This is a genomic window from Barrientosiimonas endolithica (genome assembly GCF_030296655.1).
GTDB lineage: Bacteria > Actinomycetota > Actinomycetes > Actinomycetales > Dermatophilaceae > Barrientosiimonas > Barrientosiimonas humi.
Genome location: NZ_AP027735.1, coordinates 2,908,550 through 2,932,787, shown reverse-complemented (window position 1 = coordinate 2,932,787; position 24,238 = coordinate 2,908,550). Strand labels below are relative to the sequence as shown.

The 24,238-nt window shown below is 72.1% G+C and carries 17 protein-coding genes and 4 pseudogenes; 14 read left to right on the top strand and 7 right to left on the bottom strand.

Going from position 1 to position 24,238, the window contains the following annotated elements; genetic code table 11:
* Positions 1–16: 16 nt before the first annotated feature.
* The 7 genes and pseudogenes from QUE40_RS14870 (at position 17) to QUE40_RS14840 (ending at position 7,704) form a co-directional block, all read left to right on the top strand.
* Positions 17–1,447 carry a pyridoxal phosphate-dependent decarboxylase family protein gene (locus QUE40_RS14870; RefSeq protein WP_350226986.1) on the top strand — a complete coding sequence of 477 codons (1,431 nt, stop codon included), beginning with the start codon at positions 17–19 and terminating at the stop codon, positions 1,445–1,447.
* 68 nt (positions 1,448–1,515) lie between these two features.
* Positions 1,516–1,806, top strand: coding sequence for a DUF3263 domain-containing protein (locus QUE40_RS14865; protein WP_142006577.1), 291 nt, complete (start codon positions 1,516–1,518; stop codon positions 1,804–1,806).
* A gap of 70 nt (positions 1,807–1,876) precedes the next feature.
* Positions 1,877–2,917 (top strand): LLM class F420-dependent oxidoreductase, encoded by a 1,041-nt coding sequence (locus tag QUE40_RS14860; RefSeq protein ID WP_289231437.1) that lies wholly within the window; start codon positions 1,877–1,879, stop codon positions 2,915–2,917.
* A gap of 223 nt (positions 2,918–3,140) precedes the next feature.
* On the top strand, positions 3,141–4,778 hold the full coding sequence (gene groL / locus QUE40_RS14855) for a chaperonin GroEL (RefSeq protein WP_142006573.1): 1,638 nt from the start codon (positions 3,141–3,143) through the stop codon (positions 4,776–4,778).
* Positions 4,779–5,157: 379 nt separating this feature from the next.
* Entirely contained in the window at positions 5,158–5,451 is a 294-nt protein-coding gene (locus QUE40_RS14850; protein WP_289231436.1) for a PadR family transcriptional regulator, read from the top strand.
* Positions 5,452–5,462: 11 nt separating this feature from the next.
* Positions 5,463–5,702, top strand: a complete 240-nt coding sequence (locus QUE40_RS14845; RefSeq protein ID WP_289231435.1) for a virulence activator alpha C-terminal domain-containing protein — start codon at positions 5,463–5,465, stop codon at positions 5,700–5,702.
* Positions 5,699–7,704 (top strand): annotated as a pseudogene (locus tag QUE40_RS14840) (NADPH-dependent 2,4-dienoyl-CoA reductase). Before QUE40_RS14845 ends, QUE40_RS14840 begins: the two are co-directional and overlap by 4 nt.
* Positions 7,705–7,750: 46 nt before the next feature.
* Here QUE40_RS14840 and QUE40_RS14835 read toward each other — a convergent pair.
* On the bottom strand, positions 7,751–8,074 hold the full coding sequence (locus QUE40_RS14835) for a WXG100 family type VII secretion target (RefSeq protein ID WP_170206874.1): 324 nt from the start codon (positions 8,072–8,074) through the stop codon (positions 7,751–7,753).
* Between the two features lie 207 nt (positions 8,075–8,281).
* On the opposite strand from QUE40_RS14835, the pseudogene QUE40_RS14830 reads away from it, so the two are divergent.
* The 3 genes and pseudogenes from QUE40_RS14830 (at position 8,282) to QUE40_RS14820 (ending at position 11,588) form a co-directional block, all read left to right on the top strand.
* Positions 8,282–9,039, top strand: a pseudogene (locus QUE40_RS14830) (ABC transporter ATP-binding protein).
* Positions 9,040–9,042: 3 nt separating this feature from the next.
* On the top strand, positions 9,043–9,450 hold the full coding sequence (locus QUE40_RS14825) for an ABC transporter permease (protein WP_289231434.1): 408 nt from the start codon (positions 9,043–9,045) through the stop codon (positions 9,448–9,450).
* Positions 9,447–11,588, top strand: coding sequence for an ABC transporter permease (locus QUE40_RS14820; RefSeq protein WP_289231433.1), 2,142 nt, complete (start codon positions 9,447–9,449; stop codon positions 11,586–11,588). The genes QUE40_RS14825 and QUE40_RS14820 overlap by 4 nt, the downstream gene beginning before the upstream one ends.
* Before the next feature lie 1,054 nt (positions 11,589–12,642).
* Here the strand turns inward: QUE40_RS14820 and QUE40_RS14815 are convergent.
* The gene (locus QUE40_RS14815) at positions 12,643–13,773 is read right to left on the bottom strand and encodes a helicase domain-containing protein (RefSeq protein WP_289231432.1); all 1,131 of its coding nucleotides are present in this window, start codon (positions 13,771–13,773) and stop codon (positions 12,643–12,645) included.
* A 789-nt stretch (positions 13,774–14,562) separates the two neighbouring features.
* On the bottom strand, positions 14,563–15,711 hold the full coding sequence (locus tag QUE40_RS14810; protein ID WP_289231431.1) for a S1C family serine protease: 1,149 nt from the start codon (positions 15,709–15,711) through the stop codon (positions 14,563–14,565).
* Positions 15,712–15,765: 54 nt separating this feature from the next.
* Between QUE40_RS14810 and QUE40_RS14805 the strand changes: the two genes are divergently transcribed.
* The gene (locus QUE40_RS14805) at positions 15,766–16,218 is read left to right on the top strand and encodes a hypothetical protein (protein WP_289231430.1); all 453 of its coding nucleotides are present in this window, start codon (positions 15,766–15,768) and stop codon (positions 16,216–16,218) included.
* A gap of 25 nt (positions 16,219–16,243) precedes the next feature.
* Here the strand turns inward: QUE40_RS14805 and QUE40_RS14800 are convergent, their stop codons facing one another.
* Together QUE40_RS14800 and QUE40_RS14795 are read right to left on the bottom strand one after the other, a co-directional pair.
* Entirely contained in the window at positions 16,244–17,740 is a 1,497-nt protein-coding gene (locus QUE40_RS14800; RefSeq protein ID WP_289231429.1) for a sensor histidine kinase, read from the bottom strand.
* A gap of 4 nt (positions 17,741–17,744) precedes the next feature.
* Positions 17,745–18,440, bottom strand: a pseudogene (locus QUE40_RS14795) (response regulator transcription factor); the annotation flags it as partial.
* A 153-nt stretch (positions 18,441–18,593) separates the two neighbouring features.
* On the opposite strand from QUE40_RS14795, the gene QUE40_RS14790 reads away from it, so the two are divergent.
* The 3 genes from QUE40_RS14790 (at position 18,594) to QUE40_RS19410 (ending at position 20,324) form a co-directional block, all read left to right on the top strand.
* Positions 18,594–18,893, top strand: coding sequence for a hypothetical protein (locus QUE40_RS14790; RefSeq protein ID WP_289231428.1), 300 nt, complete (start codon positions 18,594–18,596; stop codon positions 18,891–18,893).
* Positions 18,894–19,032: 139 nt separating this feature from the next.
* Positions 19,033–19,698, top strand: a complete 666-nt coding sequence (locus tag QUE40_RS19415) for an MFS transporter (protein WP_350226984.1) — start codon at positions 19,033–19,035, stop codon at positions 19,696–19,698.
* Between the two features lie 8 nt (positions 19,699–19,706).
* On the top strand, positions 19,707–20,324 hold the full coding sequence (locus QUE40_RS19410) for an MFS transporter (protein WP_350226983.1): 618 nt from the start codon (positions 19,707–19,709) through the stop codon (positions 20,322–20,324).
* Positions 20,325–20,351: 27 nt separating this feature from the next.
* Here QUE40_RS19410 and pepN read toward each other — a convergent pair whose 3' ends face one another.
* Positions 20,352–23,057, bottom strand: a complete 2,706-nt coding sequence (gene pepN, locus QUE40_RS14780) for an aminopeptidase N (RefSeq protein ID WP_289231427.1) — start codon at positions 23,055–23,057, stop codon at positions 20,352–20,354.
* A 46-nt stretch (positions 23,058–23,103) separates the two neighbouring features.
* A pseudogene (serC, locus tag QUE40_RS14775) lies at positions 23,104–24,230 on the bottom strand (phosphoserine transaminase).
* Between the last annotated feature and the right edge of the window lie 8 nt (positions 24,231–24,238).

Here is a 24,238-nt window from a genome sequence, read left to right as displayed (position 1 = left end):
CCTAGACTCGACATCCGTGCACGAGTACACCGACCAGACCCGGGCGCTGGCCGCCGACATCCTGCGTTACGCCGAGGAGCGGCTGCGGATGGATCCGGTGCCGCTCGACGCGCCGCTCACCAAGGACCAGCTCGACGAGATCGCCGGGGGAGCGATCACGCCGCAGGGCCGTGGCGGGGTGCAGGCCCTGGACCTGTTCGCCGAGAAGCTCGCGCCCGCGTGCCTGTCGATCGACCACCCGCGATACCTGTCGTTCATCCCGTGCGCGCCCACGCGCGAGGCCGCGATGTTCGACCTGGTCGTCGGCGCGTCCTCGATCTACGCCGGTTCCTGGCTCGAGGGCGCCGGCGCCGTCTACGCCGAGAACCAGGCGCTGCGCTGGATCGCCGACCTCGCCGGCTTCCCCGAGCAGGCGGGCGGCTCGTTCGTGCAGGGCGGCACGATCGGCAACCTCTCCGCGCTCGTGACCGCCCGCGCGACCGCGCGGGAGCAGGCCGCCGAGGGCGTACGGCCGTATCGCATCGCGGCCACCGTCGGCTCGCACTCCTCGATCGCCACCGCCTGCCGCGTGATGGACGCCGAGCAGGTGCAGGTGCCGGTCAACGACCGCATGCAGCTCACCGGCGAGGGGCTGCGCGAGGTCCTGCTCGAGCACGGGCCCGAGACGTTCTTCGCGGTCGTCGCGACCGCCGGCAGCACCAACTTCGGCATCGTCGACGACCTGGCGTCGGTCGCCGAGGTCTGCGCGGAGTTCGGGATCTGGTTCCACGTCGACGGCGCGTACGGCGGTGCCGGCCTGGCCGCACCGTCGATCCGGGCGAAGTACGCCGGGATCGAGCGCGCCGACAGCTTCATCGTCGACCCGCACAAGTGGCTGTTCGCGCCGTTCGACTGCTGCGCGCTGATCTATCGCGAGCCGGCGCTCGCGCGGGTCGCGCACACCCAGCACGCCACGTACCTCGACGTGCTCAACGACGCCCCCGAGTGGAACCCGACCGACTACTCCGTCGGCCTCACGCGGCGCGCCCGCGGCCTGCCGTTCTGGTTCTCCCTCGTCGCCAACGGCACCGACGCCTACACCGCCGCGATCGAGCACACCCTGTCCGTCGCGCGGTTCGCCCAGCGCGAGGTCGAGCGCCGGCCGTACGTCGAGGTCGTGCGCGACGCCGACCTCACCGTCCTGGTGTTCCGCCGGCTGGGCTGGAGCACCGAGGACTACTACGCCTGGTCCGACAAGCTGCTCGCCGACCAGGTCGGCTTCGTGGTGCCGACCTCGCACGAGGGGAGACGCTCGCGCGGTTCGCGATCGTCAACCCCAAGACGACCGAGGACGACATCCGGGTGCTGCTGGACTCGATGGCCTGAGCGCGCGGCCCCCGGGCGCTGCTCTCGGCGACTCACTCGTCACAGCCGCCACAGGCGTACCGGCTGGTCGTGGTGGGAATGACAGCGCTGTAGTTCCGCCGTACGATCGGGGCCAAGCAGTCCCGACCGCACGCTTGGAGATCCCCACCGATGAGCGCCGCCGAGCAGTCCCAGCAGCAGCCGCAGACCGGCTCCCTGAGCGACCGCGACCGCGACATCCTCGCCTTCGAGCGGCAGTGGTGGAAGTTCCCCGGCTCCAAGGAGCAGATGATCCGCGAGCGGTTCGACATGGGCTCCACCCGCTACTACCAGGTGCTCAACGCCCTGATCGACACCCCGGCCGCGCTCGAGCACGACCCGATGCTGGTCAAGCGGCTGCGCCGACTGCGCGCCTCGCGCATGAAGCAGCGCTCGGCGCGCCGCCTCGGCTTCGACACCTGAGCCGCTCCACGATCCGGAACGGCCCGACCGAGCCGGCCACCGCCGCACGCCGGTCTGCCAGGGTGAGCCCATGCGCATCGGAATGCCGTTGGGATATGCAGGTGGCTTCTCCGAGGTCGCCGACGAGGTCGGGGAGCTCGAGCGGGTCGGCGTCGACATCGTCTTCGTGCCCGAGGCGTACAGCTTCGACGCGGTGAGCCAGCTCGGCTTCCTCGCCGCGCGCACCGAGCGCATCCAGCTCGCCTCGGGCATCCTGCAGATCTTCACCCGCACGCCCACCCTCACCGCGATGACCGCGGCGGGTCTCGACTACGTCTCCGGCGGCCGGTTCGTGCTCGGCATCGGCGCCTCGGGGCCGCAGGTCATCGAGGGTTTCCACGGCGTCCCCTACGACGCGCCGCTCGGCCGCACCCGCGAGATCGTCGACATCTGCCACCAGGTGTGGCGGCGCGAGAAGGTCGAGCACGACGGGCGCCACTACCGCATCCCGCTGCCGGCCGAGGAGGGCACCGGCCTCGGCAAGCCGCTGAAGCTCATCAACCACCCGGTGCGCGACCGCATCCCGATCCTCATCGCCGCGCTCGGCCCGAAGAACGTCGAGATGACCGCCGAGATCGCCGAGGGCTGGCAGCCGATCTTCTTCTACCCCGAGAAGGCCGAGTCGGTCTGGGGCGGGCCGCTGGCCAAGGGCCGCGCCAAGCGCGACCCCGCGCTCGGCGACCTCGACGTGTGCGTCGGGCCGCCGCTCGCGATCGGCGACGACACCGACGAGCTGCTCGAGCTGCCGCGCCTGCAGCTCGCGCTCTACATCGGCGGCATGGGCGCCCGCGGCAAGAACTTCTACTACTCCCTCGCCGAGCGCTACGGCTTCGCCGACGACGCCGCCCGCATCCAGGAGCACTACCTGGCCGGGCGCAAGGACGAGGCCGCCAAGGCCGTGCCCGACGAGCTCGTACGCCAGACCTCGCTCATCGGGACCGAGGACTTCGTGCGCGGCCGGGTCAAGGCGTACGCCGACGCGGGCGTGACCACGCTCGCGGTGCACCCCCTCGCGGGCGACGCCTCCGGCCGGATCGCCCAGATCGAGGCGCTGCGCTCGCTGCTGCCGTAGGGGCTGCCGCCCGGCGCGTTCCGGGCCGTGCGTCCGCCGCCCTCCATTTGCACTCGGCCCCTCCGAGTGCTAATCATGGCTTTAGCACTCTCCTGGTGAGAGTGACAGACCTGGCCGTGGTGTCGAGGGGTCGAGCGACGGGCGACGTGAGCCCGGAGACCGGCCTCGTCCGTCGCGGGCGACCTGCGGCCGATTCGCTGACGTGTGGGAGGAACCACCGCAAATGGCCAAGACCATTGCCTTCGACGAGGAGGCGCGCCGCGGTCTCGAGAAGGGTATGAACACCCTCGCCGACGCCGTGAAGGTGACGCTGGGCCCCAAGGGCCGCAACGTCGTGCTCGAGAAGAAGTGGGGCGCCCCCACCATCACCAACGATGGTGTGAGCATCGCCAAGGACATCGAGCTCGACGAGCCGTACGAGAAGATCGGCGCCGAGCTGGTCAAGGAGGTCGCGAAGAAGACCGACGACGTCGCGGGTGACGGCACCACCACCGCGACCGTGCTGGCCCAGGCGATGGTGCGCGAGGGTCTGCGCAACGTCGCGGCCGGCGCCAACCCGATGGCGATCAAGCGCGGCATCGAGAAGGCCGTCGTGGCCGTCTCCGACGAGCTGAAGTCGGCGTCCAAGGAGGTCGACACCAAGGACCAGATCGCTGCCGTCGCGGCGATCTCGGCCGGTGGCGACGAGAACGTCGGCGACATCATCGCCGAGTCGATGGACAAGGTCGGCAAGGAAGGTGTCATCACCGTCGAGGAGAGCAACACCTTCGGGCTCGAGCTCGAGCTCACCGAGGGCATGCGCTTCGACAAGGGCTACATCTCCGGCTACTTCGTCACCGACACCGAGAGCATGGAGGCCGTCCTCGACGACCCCTACATCCTGGTCGTCAACTCCAAGATCTCCTCGATCAAGGACCTGCTGCCGCTGCTGGAGAAGGTCATGCAGTCGGGCAAGCCGCTGGTGATCATCGCCGAGGACGTCGAGGGCGAGGCCCTGTCGACCCTGGTCGTCAACAAGATCCGCGGTACCTTCAAGTCGGTCGCCGTCAAGGCCCCCGGCTTCGGTGACCGTCGCAAGGCGATGCTGGGCGACATCTCGATCCTCACCGGTGGCCAGGTCATCTCCGAGGAGGTCGGCCTCAAGCTGGAGACCGCCGAGCTCGACATGCTCGGCAAGGCCCGCAAGGTCGTCGTCACCAAGGACGAGACCACCATCGTCGAGGGTTCGGGCGACGCCGACCAGATCGCCGGTCGCGTCAACCAGATCCGCGCCGAGATCGAGAACAGCGACTCCGACTACGACCGCGAGAAGCTGCAGGAGCGCCTGGCCAAGCTGGCCGGCGGTGTTGCGGTCATCAAGGTCGGCGCGGCCACCGAGGTCGAGCTCAAGGAGCGCAAGCACCGCATCGAGGACGCCGTCCGCGCCGCCAAGGCGTCGGTCGAGGAGGGTGTCGTCGCCGGTGGCGGCGTCGCCCTGCTGCAGGCCGGCAAGGACGCCTCGGGCAAGGTCAAGCTCGAGGGCGACGAGGCCACCGGTGCCAACCTGGTGGTGCTCGCGACCGAGGCTCCGCTGAAGCAGATCGCGCAGAACGCCGGCCTCGAGCCGGGCGTCGTCGCCGCCAAGGTCAAGGACCTGCCGGTCGGCGAGGGCCTCAACGCGGCCACGGGCGAGTACGGCGACATGCTCAAGATGGGCATCCCGGACCCGACCAAGGTGACCCGTTCGGCGCTGCAGAACGCCGCGTCGATCGCCGCGCTGTTCCTCACCACCGAGGCCGTCATCGCCGACAAGCCGGAGAAGGCTCCGGCCGGCGGCGGTGCCGACGCGGGCATGGGCGACATGGGCGGTATGGGCTTCTGATCAGCGCATAGCGCCACCCGCACGAAGCAGCGGCCCCTCCCGATCTCAGGAGGGGCCGCTGTCGTACGTCCTGGGCCGGGTCAGCTCGAGCCGCTGACGACGACGGGAATGATGACGGCGGTCATGATCGCCGCGTTCATCGCCTGCACCGCCTTGGCGACGGCGCTGCCGGCGGCGCCCGTTGCCTTCTGGCATTTCGTGCACCGGTGAACGATCTGAGGTGGGGCACCCCTGGAATCTCCGGGGGCCTCCGGGATTTCGTGCACCGGTGAACGAAATGCGGCTGCCGCCCGGTCGGTACGCCCTCGCCGGGCCGCGCGCGCGACGCGGACTCGCCGCGCGGTTGACTATGCAACAAGGTGCATAGAGACTGACGGGCGTGTCGTTGCAGCACGCGATCTGTGTGTCCCTCGCCGAGCAGTCGGCGTCGGGCTACGAGCTGACCCGGCGGTTCGACCGGTCGCTGGGGTTCTTCTGGTCGGCCAGCCACCAGCAGATCTATCGCACGCTCGCGCGCATGGAGGAGCTCGAGCTGGTGTCGGCCACGGTCGAGCCGGGGAGGGAGCGCCCGACCGCAAGGTCTACGGGCTCACGGCCGCCGGGCGCGCCGAGCTCACCGCCTGGACCCGCGAGCCGTCGCCGCCGGAGCGGCCGCGCAGCGCCTTCGCCGTGAAGGTGCGCGGCATGGCCCACGGCGACGCCGCGGCGGTGCTCGCCGACATCCGGCGACAGCGCGACCAGCACGTCACCCAGCTGGCCTACTACGAGCGCAACGCCGCCAAGAACTACCCCGACCCGCAGCGCCTGTCCGACGAGGAGCTCCCGGTCTACCTCGTCCTGCGCGGCGGGATCCGCGCCGAGCAGGCGCTCATCGACTGGTGCGACGAGATGCTCGCCGCGCTCGACCCGGAAGGCGACCGATGACGTACGACCACCTGCTGTCCCCCATCACGATCGGCGGGGTGACGCTGCGCAACCGCCTGGTGATGGGCTCGATGCACACCGGCCTCGAGGACCGCAGCAAGCACCTGCCCGAGCTCGCGGCCTACTTCGCCGAGCGCGCGCGGGGCGGCACCGGGATGCTGATCACCGGCGGCTATGCCCCCAACGTCGAGGGGTGGCTGCTGCCGGCCGGGTCGATGCTGCGCACCGCCCGCGCGGCCGACAAGCACCGTCTGGTCACCGACGCCGTGCACGAGCACGACAGCCGAATCCTGTTGCAGATCCTGCATTCCGGGCGTTACGGCTACCACCCGATGATCCGCTCGGCGAGCGGTCGCAAGTCGCCGATCACGCCGTTCCGGCCGCGCGCGATGTCGGCCCGCGGGGTCGATCGCACGGTGGAGGCGTACGTCCGCACGGCCCGGCTCGCGCAGCGCGCGGGGTACGACGGGGTCGAGATCATGGGGTCCGAGGGCTACCTCATCAACCAGTTCCTCGCCGCGCGCACCAACGACCGCACCGACGCCTGGGGGGCACCGCCGAGAAGCGGATGCGCTTCCCGGTGGAGATCGTGCGCCGGGTGCGCGAGGCGGTCGGCGGCGACTTCGTCATCGACTACCGCATCTCCCTGGTCGACCTCGTCGAGCACGGGCAGACGTGGGAGGAGGTCGTCGAGCTCGCGCAGCGGCTCGAGCAGGTCGGGGCCTCGATGTTCAACACCGGCATCGGCTGGCACGAGGCGCGGGTGCCGACGATCGTCACCTCCGTGCCGCGCGCGGCGTTCGCCGACTGGACCCGGCGGCTGCGCGAGAGCGTCGGCGTGCCCGTCATGGCGTCCAACCGGATCAACACCCCCGAGGTCGCCGAGGGGCTGATCGCCGACGGCACGGCCGACCTGGTCTCGATGGCGCGGCCGCTGCTCGCCGACCCCGACTTCGGCGCCAAGGTCGCGACCGGCCGCACCGACGAGATCAACACCTGCATCGCCTGCAACCAGGCGTGCCTGGACCACACGTTCGCGAACAAGCGCGCCACCTGCCTGGTCAACCCGCGGGCCGGCCGCGAGACCTCGCTGGTGCTGCTGCCGGTGCCGACCGCGCGGCGCAAGCAGGTCGCGGTCGTCGGTGCCGGGCCGGCCGGGCTCGCGGCGGCGGTGTCGCTCGCCGAGCGCGGGCACGCGGTCACCCTGTTCGAGGCGCGGCGCGACATCGGCGGCCAGTTCCGGCTCGCCATGGCGATCCCCGGCAAGGAGGAGTTCGCCGAGACGCTGCGCTACTACACCCGGCGGCTGGAGGTGCTCGGGGTCGACGTGCGCCTGGGCGAGCGTGCCGAGGCAGAGGCGCTGACGGCGTACGACGAGGTGGTCGTGGCCACGGGCGTGCAGCCGCGCGTCCCGCAGATCCCCGGCATCGACCACCCGAGCGTCGTCACCTACGACGCGCTGCTGCGCGGCGAGGTCGAGGCCGGGCGGCGCGTCGCGGTGATCGGCGCCGGCGGCATCGGCTTCGACGTCTCGGAGTTCCTGCTGCACGACCCGCACGAGAAGCTCGAGCACTGGCAGGCGCGCTGGGGCGTCACCGACGCCGTCGACGTGCCCGGCGGGCTCACCGACAAGGTCACCGAGGAGCTGCGCCGCGAGGTCTTCCTGCTGCAGCGCAAGACCTCCCGGCTCGGCAAGGACCTCGGCCGCACCACCGGCTGGGTGCACCGCCAGACGCTCAAGGACGCGCGCGTCGAGCTGATCGGGGGCGTGACCTACGAGCGCATCGACGACGCCGGGCTGCACCTGACGGTGCGCGCAGGCGACGGTGAGCCGCAGCCGCGGCTGCTCGAGGTCGACACGATCGTGGTCTGCGCCGGGCAGGAGTCGGTGCGCGACCTGGTGGCCGACGGGAGGGCCGTGATCGGTGGCGCCGACGTGGCCGCCGAGCTCGACGCGAAGCGCGCGATCAAGCAGGCGACCGAGCTGGCCGCGGCGCTGTGACGACTCCGCCGCGGCCGGCCCGGTGCCGGTTCAGCCCGGCGTCGGTTCAGCCCGGCGTCGTGAAGCGCCGGGTCACCGCCTGCTCGGTCGTGCGGTAGTCGGTCGCCGACTGGCCGAGCGCCAGGCTGATGTTGCGCAGCGAGTCCTTGACGTTGCGCTGCTGGCGCTCCCAGTCGCCGTAGAGGATCGAGAACTGGTTGGCCCCCGACCCCTTCCACTGACCCTGCAGCGCCTGCAGCTTGCGCTGCATCAGCCCCATCTTCTCCTGGATGTCGCGCGCGACGTCGCCGACGGTGCCGCCGTGCGTGCCGATCGCGTCGGCGTCGACGGTGAAGCTGCCGCCCCCGCCACCGCCCTGCGGATTCGCCATGTCCGTCCCCTCTCGTGCCACCCTCCCGACGGTCGGGAGGTGTTGCTCCCGCACGCTACGCAGGATCGGGGGACCGCCCCGAAAGTTATCCACAGGGGCTGGCCCGGGGCGTACGCCGGCCGCGCCGCGGCCCCGACGCTCAGGGGCCGTTCGGGGTGACCTCAGGGTTGGTCCCGAGGGCGAGGGGCCCGGCGCCCGCATAGCGTGATGGTCATGATCGAGACGGCCGCCCGGGCGGCGAACCTCACCAAGTCCTACGGCAGCGGGGCCGCGGCGGTCACCGCGCTCGACGGCGTCGACGTCGACCTCGGACGCGGTGAGTTCACCGCGATCATGGGTCCGTCCGGCTCCGGCAAGAGCACCCTGATGCACTGCCTCGCGGCACTGGACACGCCGACCTCGGGGAGGTCTTCCTCGGTGACCAGGCGCTGTCGCGGCTGAACGACAAGAAGCTCACCGAGCTGCGCCGCGACCGGATCGGCTTCGTCTTCCAGTCGTTCAACCTGGTGCCGACCCTGACCGCGCAGGAGAACATCCTGCTGCCGCTCGCGATCGCCGGGCGGCGGCCCGACCCCGACTGGTTCGACCAGGTGATCGAGACCGTCGGCCTGCGCGACCGCCTCTCGCACCGGCCGAGCGAGCTGTCGGGCGGGCAGCAGCAGCGGGTCGCGTGCGCCCGCGCCCTGGTCAGCCGGCCCGACGTGGTCTTCGCCGACGAGCCCACCGGCAACCTCGACTCCGCCTCCGGCGAGGAGGTCCTGCGCTTCCTGCGCTACAGCGTCGACGAGCTCGGCCAGACCATCGTCATGGTCACCCACGACCCGGCTGCGGCCGGCGGCACCGACCGGATCGTCTTCCTCGCCGACGGGCGGGTGGTCGACGAGATGCGCGAGCCCAGCGCCGACCGGATCCTCGACCGGATGAAGCAGTTCGACGCGCGCCACGCCGCGCGGGGCGAGGTCTGAGCCGTGCTGCGCGCGACGTGGAAGTCGTTGTGGTCACGCAAGATTCGGCTTCTCCTGAGCACCTTCGCCATCGTGCTCGGTGTGGCCTTCGTGGCGGGCTCGCTGGTCTTCACCGCGACGCTCGATCGAGCCTTCCAGAGCATCATGACCGGTTCCGTCAGCGACGTCGTGGTGCGGCCGGTCGGAAGCAGCGGTGACGACGGGGCGGCGCCCGGCCGCGGCATCCCGGCCAGCACGCTGGAGCGGGTGCGGGCGGTCCCTGGCGTCGAGCGGGTCGAGCCCGAGGTCACCTCGTTCTCGACGTACGTCGTCGGCAGCGACGGCAAGCTCGTCGGCGGCCAGGGGCGCCCGGCATCGCGACGACGTATCACGACGCGCCGGCCGCGCACGGCATCCCCGGGCTGCGGATGAGCGAGGGGCGGGCGCCGACGAATTCCACTGAGGTTGCTATCGATCCGCGCACCGCGGAGCGTGCAGGTTATCGCGTCGGCGACAAGGTCGACCTGGTCACCGCCGGCAAGCAGCCGCGGGTGCGGGCCACCCTGGTCGGCCTGGTGTCGTTCGCCGACGGCAGCGGTCTCGCGGGCGCGAGCCTCGTGGCGTGGGACCTGCGCACCGGGCAGTCGCTCTACCAGACCCAGCCGGGGACGTACTCCGACCTGTGGGTCGTCATCGACCAGGACCGCACGCAGCAGGAGGTGCGCGACGCCGTCGCGAAGGTGCTGCCCGCCGGCGTCGAGGCGCAGACCGGCGACCGGGCCGCGGACGAGGCGAGCAGCGAGATCAAGGAGGCGCTGTCGTTCATCACGACGTTCCTGCTGATCTTCGCCGGGGTGGCGCTGGTCGTCGGGTCGTTCCTGATCATCAACACCTTCTCGATCCTCGTGGCGCAGCGCGCCCGCGAGCTGGCCCTGCTGCGGGCGCTGGGCGCCTCGCGCCGGCAGGTGACCTGGTCGGTGCTGTTCGAGGCGGTGGTGGTGGGGCTCGTCGGGTCGACCCTGGGTCTCGCGCTGGGGCTGCTGCTCGCGGCCGGCATCCAGGTGCTGTTCGCCCAGTTCGGGCTCGACCTGAGCGGCACCCCGTTGCAGCTCACGCCGACCGCAGTGGTCGCGGCGTACGCCGTCGGCATGGTCGTCACCGGGCTCGCGGCCTATCTGCCCGCGCGACGCGCCGCACAGGTGGCGCCGGTCGCGGCGCTGCGCGACGAGGTGGCGATGCCCGAGGGGATCGTGCTGCGCCGGGCGCTGCTCGGAGGGCTTCTCGTGCTGCTCGGGGTCGGCCTCGAGCTCTGGGTCCTGACCGGCGAACGCGCCCAGGAGACAACGCTTCTCGGCGCCGGGCTGTTCTTGGTGGTGGCGGGCGCGGTGCTGGCGTCGCCGGTGGTCGGGCGACCGATCATCCGCGGCCTCGGCGCGGCCTTCCGCCGGGTGTTCGGCACGGTCGGCAACCTCGCCGAGCAGAACGCACTGCGCCAACCCCGACGTACGGCCGCCACGGCCTCCGCGCTGATGATCGGCCTGGCCCTGGTGTCGATGATGTCGGTCTTCGGGGCGTCGGCGACAAAGAGCGTGGACACCCTGATCGAGGAGAACTTCCAGGGCGACTACACCGTGTCCGGCAACTTCGGGATGCCGTTCTCCAGCACCGTCGCCGACGGGCTCGAGCGGGTGCCCGGGGTCGACGCCGTCGCGCGGGTCAGGTTCGCCCCCGCGCAGATCGACGGCAAGGCGCGACAGGCGCTCGGTGGCACGGATCTCGTTGCGCTGCAACGGATCACGACGATCGAAGCGGTGTCGGGCTCGCTCGACGGACTGGGCGCCGCATCGGCCGTCGTCAACGAGAGCAAGGCCGAGGAGCTCGGCGTGCAGCCCGGCGACGACATACGCGTCGCGCTCGCCGGCCGCACCACCACGCTGCGGGTCGCGGCGGTCGTCAAGGACAACCCGGCGGTGGCGCCGGTGGTCACGACGCTCGCCGGCTTCCAGCGGGCGGGCGGCCCCGACCAGGACAACTACGTGTTCATCGACCGCGCCGCCGGGTCCGACCCCGCGACCGTGCGCGCCGGGCTCGAGCGGCAGGTCGAGGCGCTGCCCACGGTCACGCTGAAGGACCAGGACGAGTTCAAGGCCGAGCAGCGCGAGCCCATCGACCAGCTGCTCATGCTGATCTACGCGCTGCTCGGGCTGGCGGTGATCATCGCGATCCTCGGCATCGTCAACACGCTGGCGCTGTCGGTCATCGAGCGCACCCGCGAGATCGGGCTGCTGCGCGCGGTGGGGCTGAGCCGGCGCCAGCTGCGGCGGATGGTGCGCCTGGAGTCGGTGACCATCGCGGTCGTCGGCGCGCTGCTCGGGGTCGCGCTCGGCATCGGGTTCGGGGTGGTGCTGCAGCGCTCGCAGGAGTCCCAGGGCATCGCGCAGCTGGCGATCCCGTGGGGCCGGCTGGGGCTGTTCGTGGTGCTCGCCGCGGTGGTCGGGGTGCTGGCTGCGTGGTTCCCGGCCCGCCGCGCCGCCCGCCTCGACGTGCTGAAGGCCATCGCGACCGAGTGACGGCTCTCCCCGCCCCGCCCGGCCCCTACCGGGCATGAAACCGGGTTACGGCCGTTTGACCCCAATTGATCAGGGTCAAACGACCGTAACCCGGTTTCATGCGGAGGGCAGGGGCGTGCCGGGCGGGGATCAGGGCGAGAGGGGGCGGGGAGCGGGGCGCTGTGCAGCACGGTCAGCGACGAGACCGCTCGGGTGAGGACGACGTACAGCCGACGCAGGCCGGTGCGCTCGTCCGGCTCGGCGGCTGCGATCTCGGCGGGCTCGACGACCAGGACGGTGTCGAACTCCAGGCCCTTGGCGACGGTTGCGGGCACCAGCTGGACCTGGTGGTCCTCCTCGTCACCATGCTCACGATCCAGGCGGCCGTGCTCGATCCCGTTGTCCTGCAACGCTTTCGAGAACCGCTCGACGGAAGCGTCGGGGGCGATCACCCCGAGCGAGCCGGGGCGCTCGGACAACCCCGCCACGCGCCGTACGACCTCGCCGGGCACCTCCTTGGCCGTCACCTCCACCAGCTCCAGCTCTCCCGGGTTGTCGCGCACGGAGACGGGCGCACCGAGTCCGGGGGCCATCGCGGGCAGCAGCCGCGCGGCGAAGTCGATGACCTTCGCGGGCACCCGGAAGCCGCGGTCGAGCACCTCGAGGTGGTGAGCGGGTTTGCCCAGGTGGGCCATCGACTCCTCCCACGACCGGGTGGCCCACGGGGTGGTGCCCTGCGCGATGTCGCCGAGCACGGTGGCCGACCCGGTCGAGCAGCGCCGGCCGACCGCGCGCAGCTGCATGGGCGAGAGGTCCTGCGCCTCGTCGAGCACGACGTGGCCGAGGCTCGGGGTGCGGGCGAGCAGGTCGGTCAGCTCGTCGAGCAGCGGCATGTCGGCGGCCGACCACCGGGCCGAGCCCTTGCTGCGCGGCACGGTGTCCCACAGCAGCATCGCCTGCTCCTCGTTGTCGAGCAGCCCGGCGGCGGCGCGGCCGAGCGCGTCGGGGGAGGACCACAGCTCGAAGAGCACCTGCGCCGGGTCGATCTTGGGCCACAGGCTCGCGGCGAAGGTCTTCATCGGCGCCGAGCGCGCCACCGCCTCCTGCACCCGGTCGTCGGGCGACTCGCCGGCGCGCTCCATCTGCAGCAGCACCGCGTGCGCCAGCCGCTGCGGGAGCATCGCGCGGGCCGCCTCGTAGCGCACGCCGCGGGCGGCGAGCTCGTCGAGGATCTCCTGGACGTCGTACGCCGGCACCCGCCACCGGCGTACGCCGCGCGGGATGACGCACGCCTCGGTCGCGGGCCGCACGTGGCTCCAGACCGCCCTGCGCAGCACCTCGGCCATGCGCGGATCCCCTTGAGCACAGCGATTTTCGCGGGGTCGACGGTGCGGACGCGGCCGTGGTCGAGCAGCGTCTCGACGCTCGCGTGGCCCACACGCACCTCGCCGAGGGCGGGGAGCACCGCGCCGATGTGGTCGAGGAACGCGGCGTTGGGTCCGACGACGAGCACGCCGGTGCGGTCGAGCCGCTCGCGGAAGGAGTAGAGCAGCCACGCGGCGCGGTGCAGCCCGACCGCGGTCTTGCCGGTGCCCGGCGCCCCCTGCACGCAGATGGTGGTCTCGACGTCGGAGCGGACGATGACGTCCTGCTCGGGCTGGATGGTGGAGACGATGTCGCGCATGGGCCCGGTGCGCGGGCGCTCGATCTCGGCGGCGAGGATCTGCGAGCCGGCGTCAGCCTCGCCGGGGTCGCTGAGGTGCTCGTCCTCGATGGCGGTGAGCACGCCGCGGTCGACGCCGAAGCGGCGGCGCAGCAGCACGTCCATCGGCTCGGCGTGCGATGCGCGGTAGAACGCGGTCGACACCGGCGCCCGCCAGTCGACGACCACGGGCTCGCCGTCGGCGTCGGCGACGTGGCGACGACCGACGTACCACCGCTCGGCGTCGGTGCGCAGGTCGATGCGGCCGAAGAACAGCGTGCTGCGCGGGTCGTCCTGGAGCGCGGCGAGCCGGCGGGCCAGCGCCTCGCCGAGGGCGGCAGCAGAGTCGGCGTCGCTGGCCTTCGCGGCGTCGAGCCGCTCGACCGAGGCGCGCATCCGCGCGAGCTCGGCGCGGGCGTGGTCGAGGTAGCCCTGCTCCCGGCCGAGCTCGGAGTCAAGGGTCGCGGTCGAGTCGGTATCCGGTGGGTGTGCGGGCGCAGGCATGACCGATGAGTGCCTCTCGGGCGGCGTGGTGGGGGAGGAGCCACGCTACGCCATCCCCGCCCCCACGACCCGCGCTTCGCCCAGAACGTCCCCCGACATCGGCCGGTACGTCGTCGCGGGCTGGCGGGGTACGTCACGTCCCCCGGTGTTGGGGCTTGTGACGCCGTGCCCGGGGCTTGAGGTGTCATGTCCCCCGGTATCGGCCGGTACGTCGTCGCCGGCTGGCGGGGGCACGTCACGTCCCCCGGTGTCGGGCTTTGTGACGTCGCGGCTGGGGCCTGAGGTGTTATTTCCCCCGGTATCGGCCGGTACGTCGTCGCGGGCTGGCGGGGTACGTCACGTCCCCCGGTGTTGGGGCTTGTGACGTCGCGGCTGGGGCTTGAGGTGTCATTTCCCCCGACATCGGCCGGTACGTCGTCGCTGGCTGGCAGGGGGTACGTCACGTCCCCCGGTGTCGGGGCTTGTGACGTCGTGCGCGGGGCCTGAGGTGTCATTTCCCCCGACATCGGCCGGTACGTCGTCGCGGGCTGGCGGGGGCACGTCACGTCCCCCGGTATCGGGGCGTGCGACCCCGGTCGCCACAGCGAACAAGGGTTCGCCGACGATGCCAGCCGCCCGGAGCGGAGCGACGGGCGGCTGGAGGAGGAGACGAACCAGGAACGGAACGGGGGCTGCGCCCGCACAGCGCAGCCCCCGTGGGACCCGGGGCCCCGTCACAAGCCCCGGTTCCCTTTCCCCGTCCGGGCGGTGCTGTTTAGAGGAAGGGAGGGTTCAGCACCGCCGGATGTGTCACGACGTCGAGGGAGCAGCTCCCAGCGTCACCGTGACGTTCACGCGCTTGCCGTCCCGCACGACGACGAGCGCGACTCGCTGACCGACCTTGCGCTCACGCACCTGACCGACCAGCGAGGTCGAGGAATCGACGGCGTCGCCGTCGATCGAGATGATCACGTCGCCCTCCCGGAGGCCGGCCGAGGCAGCGCTGCTGCCCTGCTCGACGCTGGCCACCTGAGCACCACTGACCTGGGCGCCGTCGATCTCGACGTTGCCCGTGCGGGCGGTCACGCCGAGGCGCGCGTGCTGCGCGCTGCCCTTGGCGATGAGCTGCCCGGTGATGTTCTTGACGACGGTCACAGGGATAGCGAAACCGATTCCGATGTTTCCGCTCTGCGAAGAACCTGAAGATCCGCTGAGGGTGGCGATCGAGCTGTTGATCCCGATGAGTTGTCCGCTGCCGTTGACCAGTGCGCCACCGCTGTTTCCGGGGTTGATCGCGGCGCTGGTCTGGATGGCGTTGGTGACGACCTCGGTGGACTCCTGGGCGCCCGGCTGACCCGGTTGCCCCGGCTGACCGGGCTGACCCGGACCCTGGTCGGGGCTCGGCTGCTCCTGGCTCTGGGTGCTGACCGGCCGGTTGAGGGCGCTCACGATGCCGGTGGTCACGGTGCCGGCGAGCCCGAGCGGGTTGCCGATGGCCATGACCGGCTGCCCCACGACGAGCTTGCTGTCGTCGCCGAGCGTCGCGGGCTTGAGGTCCGCGGGCGGGTTCTCCAGCTTGATCACCGCGAGGTCGGTCGAGGGGTCGGTGCCGACGACCTTGGCGGTGTACGTCCGGTTGTTCGCGAGCGTGACCTGCAGCTGGTCCGACCCGGCCACCACGTGGTTGTTGGTCGCGATGTTGCCCTGCTTGTCGAGCACGACACCCGACCCGGCGCCGCCGCCGCTGGCGCCCGACCGCGCGGTGATCGCGACGACGCTCGGCGTGACCTTCGAGGCGGTGGCCGACCAGTTGATCGAGCCGGCCTCGGCGAAGTCCGCCGGGTTGGCCTGCACCACGGTGGTCGCGCCGCCCGCCGCGGCGTTCTGCGTGTCGTCTCGGGTGAGGGCGTACGTGCCCGTGCTCGCCAGCACCGCCGCCAGCAGCGCGGCCAGCGGCACGGCGAACCGGTTGGCCCGCGCCGGGCGGGGACCGGTCGCGACCGGGGTCGCACCGTGCGCGCCCGCCGCACCCGCGGTGGTCCACGTCGGCGCCTGCGGGAGCCGGTGCTGGGCGCCCGGCTGCCCCTGCTGCGCGTACGTCGGCTGCCCCTGGCCGCCTTGGCCCGGCTGGCCGTACGCCGGCTGCCCGCTCTGCCCGTACGCCGGCTGCGCCTGCGCGCCCTGGCCGTACGTCTGCGGGGCGCCCTGGCCGGGCTGTGCCTGGCCCGGCTGCGGCTGAGCGGCACCCGGCTGCGGGTGGGGCGCCTGCCCCGGCTGCTGCGCCTGACCCGGCTGCGCCGGACCCGCCTGCGCCTGCGCCGAACCCGGCTGCTGCCAGGGGAGCCCTGGTCCTGCGACGACTCGGGGCGCGCCGGGGTGATGGGACGCGTCTCGTCGACGCGAGGCACCGGGGAGGTCTGGTCCGGTGTGTCGTCGTGGTCGCTCATCGGTGCTCCTTGGTCGTGACGGTGCGGTGTCGCGCCGTTGATGATCAGTTGACCGGGTCGGACTGGCGATCCTCTGGCGCGGACCTGTGCGGTGGCTGTGGGAGCCGGACGACGAACGTCGCACCTCCACCAGCAGTCTCCTCGACCGAGACGTCGCCGCCCATGGCCCCCACGATCGCCTGCACGATCGCGAGCCCGAGACCGCTGCCGCCGAGCGCGGTGTTGCGCGAGGAATCGCCGCGGTAGAAGCGCTCGAACACCTTGTGCCGCTGCTCGGCCGGGATGCCCGGCCCGTGGTCGCGCACGGCCAGCAGCGCCCCCTGCGGGCCGGAGCCGACGAGCACCTCGACCGGCGATCCCTCGGGGGTGTAGCGCAGCGCGTTCGCGAGCAGGTTGGTGAGCACCTGGCGCAGCTGGGCCTCGTCGCCGACGACGGTCGTGGGCTCGACCGCCTGGTCGTCCCAGCCCTGCAGCCGCATCGGCCGGGTCCGGTCGCGGGCCTGGGCGTCCTGCACCGCGTCGGCGGCCAGCACGGTGAGGTCGACCGGCTCGCGCACGGCGGGCTTGTCGTCGGGCTCGCGGTCGCTGCGGTCGAGCCGGGTGAGCAGCAGCAGGTTGTCGACCAGGGCGCTCATGCGCACCGCCTCGCCCTCGATGCGGCGCATCGCGGCGCCGATGTCGTCGGGGTCGGTGACCGCGCCCTGGCGGTACAGCTCGGCATAGCCGCGCACCGTCGCGAGCGGGGTGCGCAGCTCGTGCGAGGCGTCGGCGACGAACCGGCGCATCCGGTCCTCCGAGGCGGTGCGCACCGCGAAGCTCTGCTCGATGCGGCTGAGCATGACGTTGAGCGAGGAGGCCAGGCTGGAGATCTCGTCGCGGGTGGTGGTGTCGGGCACGCGCCGGGTCAGGTCGCCCTCGGCGATGGCCTGCGCGGTGTCCTCGATCTGGGTCAGCGGCCGGAACGCGCGCCGGATCAGGAACCAGCCGAGCACCGCCGACACGACCGCGGCGATGATGCTGATCACGACCGTCGACCAGCGCATCCGCTCGACCGTCTCGTCGGCGGCCGACAGCGAGATCGCCACGGTCACCGTCGAGCTCGAGGTCGGCCCCGGATAGGCGGCGGCGATCCAGCGCGACCTGCCGTCGTAGGAGTTGACGATGAAGGACTGGTGCGTGGCGACGTACGGGTGGTCGCGGGCGATCGAGGGGATCGCCGGCTGGCTCGGGCTGCCGGCCTCGGGCGCGCTGCCGCCCGGCATGATCGTCACGACGTAGACGTTGTAGGGCACCGTCGCGGGCTCGGTCGGCATCTGCAGCAGGCTGGAGTAGACCTCGTCGAGGACCTGCGGGGCGGCGGCGTGCAGCTCGTCGGACTTCTGGCTGACGACGAACGAGTCGAGCCGGTAGGACGCGGCGAGGCCGGCCACCGACAGGGCGGTGATCAGCAGACCGACGGTGACCGCGACGAGTCGCAGCCGCAGCGGGACCTCGTGCAGCGCGTCGCTGACGGGGCCGCGCAACGGATGGGCCGCGCTCACTCCTCGGCTCGCGCAGGACGTAGCCGACCCCGCGCTTGGTGTGGATCAGCGGCTCGCCCTGGGTGTCGATCTTGCGCCGCAGGTAGGAGATGTAGGACTCGACGATGCCGGCCTCGCCGCGGAAGTCGTAGTCCCAGACGTGGTCGAGGATCTGCGCCTTGGACAGCACGCGCCCGGAGTTGAGCATGAGGTAGCGCAGCAGCTTGAACTCGGTCGGCGAGACGTCGATGACCTTGCCGCCGCGGCGCACCTCGTGGGAGTCCTCGTCGAGCTCGAGGTCGGCGACGACCAGGGCCGCGCCCACCTCGTCCTGCAGCGACTGGGTGCGGCGCAGCACCGCGCGGATGCGGGCGACGACCTCCTCGAGGCTGAACGGCTTCGTGACGTAGTCGTCGCCGCCGACCGTCAGCCCCTTGACCTTGTCGTCGACCGAGTCGCGCGCGGTGAGGAAGACGATGGGCATGTCGTGGCCGTTGCCGCGCAGCCGCCGGGTCACGGTGAAGCCGTCCATGTCGGGGAGCATCACGTCCATGACCGCGAGGTCGAGGGGGTTCTGCTCGGCGAGGCTGAGCGCCTGCTGCCCGTCGGCCGCCGCGTGCACCTCGAACCCGGCGAACTTCAGGCTCGTGGCCAGCAGCTCGCGGATGTTGGTCTCGTCCTCGACGACGAGCAGGCGAGCCTCGGGACTGGTGGTGGTCATGGAACCACTGTGCGACGGATCGCTGGACGTTTCCTGGGAACTGGCTGATCTCGTACGTCCGCCGCGCCCGCGAGCGAGCGGCGCCGGCCCGATCCTGAGGTATGCTTATTACTCTGGCTAACTATTCGTGATCGTACGTCCTCGCAGGAGACCATGACCGCCCCGCCCCGCCGGATGAGCCCGGCCGCCCGTCGCCGGCTCGCGACCGATCTGCGCCACGTGTGCATGCGGATCAGCCGTCGCGCCCGGTTCGAGAACACCCAGGAGCTGGCGCCGCACCAGTTCTCCGTGCTCAACCAGCTGGAGAAGGGGATCGACCGGCCGGGCGCGCTCGCGCGGGCCGAGTGCGTGAGCGCCCCGTCGATGACCCGCACGGTGAGCTCGCTGGTCGACGGGGATACGTCGACCGCGCGCCCGACCCCGAGGACGGGCGCGCCGCGATCCTCAGCCTGACCGACGCCGGCCGCGAGGTGCTACGCACGGTCCGCCGCTCACGCGACGCGTGGATGATCAGCCGCATCGAGGACCTGACCGACGAGGAGCTGCGCGTGCTCGACGAGGCGCGCGAGATCCTCACCCGGGTGGCGGCCCGGTGAGCCCCACGTTCGCGTCGCTGTCGATCCGCAACTACCGCATCTACTTCACCGGGGCGCTGCTGTCCAACGTCGGCACCTGGATGGGCCGGGTCGCCCAGGACTGGCTGGTGCTGGTCGAGCTCACCGACCACGACTCCACCGCGCTCGGCATCGTCACCGCGCTGCAGTTCGCGCCCGTCGTGCTGCTCGCCCCGGTCGCCGGCACCCTGGCCGACCGCTTCCGCAAGCGGCGCGTGCTCGCGATCACCCAGACCGGTCTCGCGGTGACGGCGGCGCTGCTCGCGCTGCTCACGCTGACCGGCGTCGTGCAGCTGTGGCAGGTCTACCTGCTCGCGGCGCTGCAGGGCTTCTTCACCGCCGCCGACAACCCGGCGCGGCAGGCGTTCGTGTCGGAGATGGTGCCGCCCGAGCGGCTCGGCAACGCCGTCGGCCTGAACAGCGCCAGCTTCAACGCGGCGCGGCTGATCGGCCCCGCCGTCGCCGGCCTGCTCATCGCCTGGGTCGGCACCGGGTGGACGCTGGTGGTCAACACGTTCTCGTTCGTCGCCGTGCTCGTGGCGCTGCAGATGATGCGCGGCAACGAGCTGCACCCGGCGCCGCGCGGCAAGGGCGCGGCGGCCTGCGCGAGGGCCTCGCCTACGTCCGGCACCGGCCCGACCTGATGCTGATCATGGCCATCGTCTTCATGCTCGGCACGTTCGGGATGAACTTCCAGATCACCACCGCCCTGATGGCCACGACCGTGTTCCACAAGGGCGCCACGGAGTTCGGCCTGCTCGGCTCGATCATGGCGATCGGGTCGCTGAGCGCGGCGCTGCTGTCGGCCCGGCGCAGCCAGCCCCGGCTGCGGGTGCTGCTCGGGGCGCTGGCCGGGTTCGTCGTGGCGAGCGCGGGCGCGGCGACCGCGCCGACGTACGAGCTGTTCGCGCTGTGGCTCATCCCGGTCGGGCTGACCGCGCTCACCGTGCTGCCGACCGCCAACACGATGGTGCAGCTGAGCGTCGCGCCGCACCTGCGCGGGCGCGTCATGGCGCTCTACATGGCGATCTTCCTCGGCGGCACCCCGATCGGTGCGCCGCTGATCGGCTGGATCGGCGCGGAGTACGGCGCCCGCTGGACCATCGGCATCGGCAGTGTGGCGACGGCCGTCGCGGTGGTGGCTGCGACGATGTACGTCATGCGCACCGACGACCTTCGAGTCCGCTACCGCCTGCACGAGCGGCCGCACCTGCAGGTGATGCGCCGCGGCGAGGCCGCCGAGGCCGTCACCCCGGAGCAGGTCGCGTGATGTCGCCGCGCTTCCGGCGGTGGATCGTCATCGTCGCCCTGGTGGCCCTGGTCGGCGTGAGCGTCCTGGGTGCGCTGACCTCGATCCTGCCCTGATCCGCGCAGGGTCGCCTTCAGCGCCGGGGGTGCCGGTGGTCGTCGCCCCCGCTTCCTGGGCGCGCAGCGCCCGCAGCAGGTCGTCGCGGCTCTCCAGCACGCTGCGCCGCAGGCCGGCCGGCGCGTCGGCGTTGGCCTCCAGCCAGGCGCTCGCGGCCGCGGCGGCCGGGTTGTCCTCCGGCGCCTGGCCGGCCTGCAGCGGCTGCTTCGGGAACAGCCCGACGGCCAGGATCAGCGCCATCGTCTGGGTGCGCGCGCGCCACCAGTCGACCAGCGAGGCGTAGTAGTCGTCCGCGAACCGGGTGGTCTCGGCGGCGCCGGACGGGGCGATGAACCCCAGGATCAGCGAGCGCAGCTCGTCGTTGGTCAGCTTCTCGTCGGTGGTGATCCGCTGCCAGGCCCACTGCTTGGCCTCGGCGGTCGGGCGGCTGGCCGTGGCCCGGACGTACGCCGTCCGCCCGCTCATCGAGCGGTCGCGCCGCAGCTGCTCCTCGAGCTCGTCCGTGGTCGCCGCGTCCTGCGCGGTCAGTGCGGTCCACAGCGCCCAGCGCAGGTCGTCGTCGATCTCCAGCCCCTCCGGGGCGCCCCCGTCGAGCAGCGCCCGCGCGAGCGGGGAGCCCGCCGGGGTGTCGCCGGCGGCGCCGGCGAGGGCCCGCGCCCAGATCAGCTGCAGGTCCGAGCCCGGCTCGGCCGCGCGCATCCCGGCGTCGAGCGCGGTGACCAGCCGCTCGGCGGCGGCCGGGCGACGGTCGGCCGGGAGGTAGTCGCGCAGCGCCACCAGCGCCCGCTCGAGCACCGTGCGCAGCAGCGCACCCTCGGGCTCGCGCGGCGCCTGGGCGATCACCAGGTCGAGGAAGTCGGCGGCGGGCAGGGCGGCGTCGCGCGTGGCGTTCCAGACGTCCGACCAGACCAGCGCGCGGGTGAGCGTCTCCGGCAGCGCCGACAGCCGCTCGCGCAGCACCGCCAGCGACCCCTCGTCGAGCTGCACCTTCGCGAAGGTCAGGTCGTCGTCGTTGAGCACGAGCAGCGGGGCGGTCGACCCGACCGCCTCGGGCACCTCGGTCTCGGCGCCGTCGACGTCGACCTCGAGCAGGCCGGTGCGCTCCAGGCCGTCGCCGGCGGGGGAGTAGAGCCCGATGCGGATGCGGTGCGGCCGCAGCACCTGCTCGCCCGTGGTGGGGTCGGTCGAGTCCTGGCGCACGACCAGCCGGGTGATCGCCCCGGACTCGTCGCGGGTCACCTCGGGTCGCAGCGTCGAGATGCCCGCGGTCTGCAGCCACAGCCGCGACCACGTCTGCAGGTCGCGGCCGGAGGCCTCCTCGAGGCAGACCAGCAGGTCGTCCAGCTCGGTGCTGCCGAACGCGTGCCGGGCGAAGTACTCCCGGGCGCCGGCGAAGAACGCGTCCGCACCGGCGTACGCCATCAGCTGCTTGATCACCGACGCCCCCTTGGCATAGGTGATCCCGTCGAAGTTCTGCCGCGCCGCCTCGAGGTCGTCGATGGTGGCGACGATCGGGTGCGTGCTCGGCAGCTGGTCGGCGCGGTAGGCCCACGACTTGCGTGCGACGAACGCGGTCCAGGCGTCGGTGTAGCGGGTGGCGGCGGACGCGACGTGGTATCCCATCAGGTCGGCGAAGGACTCCTTGAGCCACAGCCCGTCCCACCAGCGCATCGTCGCGAGGTCGCCGAACCACATGTGCGACATCTCGTGCATGATCACCTCGGCGCGCGCCTCGCGCTGCTGCGCCGTCGAGCGACCGCGGTGCAGGAAGTCCTCGGTGAAGGTGACCAGCCCCGGGTTCTCCATCGCGCCGAGGTTGTACTCCGGGACGAAGACCTGGTCGTACTTGCCCCACGGGTAGGGGAACCCGAACGTCTCGTCGAAGAACGTCAGCCCCTGCTTGGTGACCTCGAAGATGTCGTCGGCGTCGAGGTGCTTGGCCATCGCCTGCCGGCACAGCAGGGTGAGCGGCACGATCTGCTCGGTGCCGTCGTCGCGGCTGACGCTCCACTCGTCCTCGGCGACGTGGTACGGACCGGCGGCCAGCGCGACGAGGTAGGTCGACTGGGGCGGGGTGGGGCCGAAGGTGACCGTCGCGGTCGAGCCGGAGGCGAGGTAGGTCTCGTCGCGCTCGACCTCGGCCTGGCCGGAGCGCACGACCCACTCGGCCGGCGCGGTGACCCGGACGGTGAAGCGGGCCTTGAGGTCGGGCTGCTCGAAGCAGGCGAACATGCGCCGCGCGTCGGTGGGCTCGAAATGCGTGTAGAGATAAGTGTTCTCGTCCTCGGCGTCGGTGAACCGGTGCAGCCCCTCGCCGGTGCGGCTGAAGCGGCAGCGCGCGACGACCTCGAGCTCGTTGCGCTCCTGGAGTCCGGGCACGGGGAGCCGGGCGCCGTCGTAGGTGCTGACGTCGAGGTCCTCGCCGTTGAGCGTGGCGCGCTCGATCTCGTCGGCGATCACGTCGACCCAGGTCTGGTCCCCGGTGGCGGCGAACACGATGGTGCTCGTGCTGGTGAACGTCTCGGCGGTGGCGTCGGGCGCGGTGCTCAGGTCGAGGTGCAGCCGGTAGGCCTCGGGCTCGACGGCGGCGGCGCGCTGGGCGCACTCCTCACGGGTCAGGTTCGCGGTGGAGGTCACGGTGAGCCAGTCAACCACCCGGCCCGGGTGCCTCGCGCGCGGATCGTCAGGCGAGGCGCTCGACGACGAAATCGACGCAGCGAGTAAGGGCCTCGATGTCGTCGGGGTCGACCGCGGGGTACATCCCGACGCGCAGCTGGTTGCGACCCAGGCTGCGGTAGGGCTCGAGGTCGACCACCCCGTTGGCCCGCAGCGCGGCGGTCACCGCGGTGGAGTCGATCGCGTCGTCGAGGTCGATGGTGCCGACCACGAGCGAGCGGTGCCGCGGTTCGGTGACGAACGGCGTTGCGAACGAAGACTTCTCGGCCCAGGAGTAGAGGCGGTTGCTGCTGTCGGTCGTCCGGCGTACGGCCCCCTCGAGCCCGCCCAGCGACTCCAGCCAGCGCAGCTGGTCGGCCATCAGCGCGAGGGTCGCGACCGCGGGGGTGTTGACCGTCTGGTCCTTGCGCGAGTTCTCGATCGCGGTGCGCAGGTCGAAGAACGCCGGGACCCAGCGCTTGTCGGCGAGGCGCAGCGCGCGCTCGACAGCGGCGGGGGAGAAGGTGGCCAGCCACAGACCGCCGTCGCTGGCGAAGCCCTTCTGCGGGGCGAAGTAGTAGACGTCGGTCTCGGTCAGGTCGACCGGCAGGCCGCCCGCGCCCGAGGTCGCGTCGACGAGCATCAGCGCGTCGGGGTCGGCCCCTGCACCCGCTCCACCGGAGCCATCGCCCCGGTCGAGGTCTCGTTGTGCGGCCAGGCGTAGGTGTCGACCTCGACCCGCGCCGACAGGGTCGCGACCGAGCCGGGCTGGGCGTCGACCAGGTGCGGCTCGTCGAGGAAGGGCGCCTTGCGGGTGGCCGCGGCGAACTTCGCGGAGAACTCGCCGAAGACCAGGTGCTGGGCGCGCTGCTCGATCAGGCCGAACGTCGCGATGTCCCAGAACGCCGAGGCGCCCCCGACGCCGAGGACGACCTCGTAGCCGTCGGGCAGCCCGAACAGCTGCGCGATCCCCTCGCGCACCTCGCCGACGAGGCCCTTCACCGGCGCCTGCCGGTGGCTCGTGCCGAGCACGCTGCGGCCGAGGCCGGCCAGGTGCTCCAGCTGCTCGGGGCGGATCTTCGAGGGCCCGCTGCCGAACCGTCCGTCGCGGGGCAGCAGCTCGGCCGGGATGCGCAGGGTGCCTGGGTCGCTCACCCGACCGA

Coding starts and splice junctions, on each gene's coding strand:
- QUE40_RS14865 (WP_142006577.1), top strand. CDS start 1,516: ATGAGCGCCGCCGAGCAGTCCCAGCAGCAGCCGCAGACCGGCTCCCTG.
- QUE40_RS14860 (WP_289231437.1), top strand. CDS start 1,877: ATGCGCATCGGAATGCCGTTGGGATATGCAGGTGGCTTCTCCGAGGTC.
- groL (WP_142006573.1), top strand. CDS start 3,141: ATGGCCAAGACCATTGCCTTCGACGAGGAGGCGCGCCGCGGTCTCGAG.
- QUE40_RS14845 (WP_289231435.1), top strand. CDS start 5,463: ATGGCCCACGGCGACGCCGCGGCGGTGCTCGCCGACATCCGGCGACAG.
- QUE40_RS14835 (WP_170206874.1), bottom strand. CDS start 8,074: ATGGCGAATCCGCAGGGCGGTGGCGGGGGCGGCAGCTTCACCGTCGAC.
- QUE40_RS14820 (WP_289231433.1), top strand. CDS start 9,447: ATGAGCGAGGGGCGGGCGCCGACGAATTCCACTGAGGTTGCTATCGAT.
- QUE40_RS14815 (WP_289231432.1), bottom strand. CDS start 13,773: ATGCCTGCGCCCGCACACCCACCGGATACCGACTCGACCGCGACCCTT.
- QUE40_RS14790 (WP_289231428.1), top strand. CDS start 18,594: ATGACCGCCCCGCCCCGCCGGATGAGCCCGGCCGCCCGTCGCCGGCTC.
- QUE40_RS19410 (WP_350226983.1), top strand. CDS start 19,707: ATGGCCATCGTCTTCATGCTCGGCACGTTCGGGATGAACTTCCAGATC.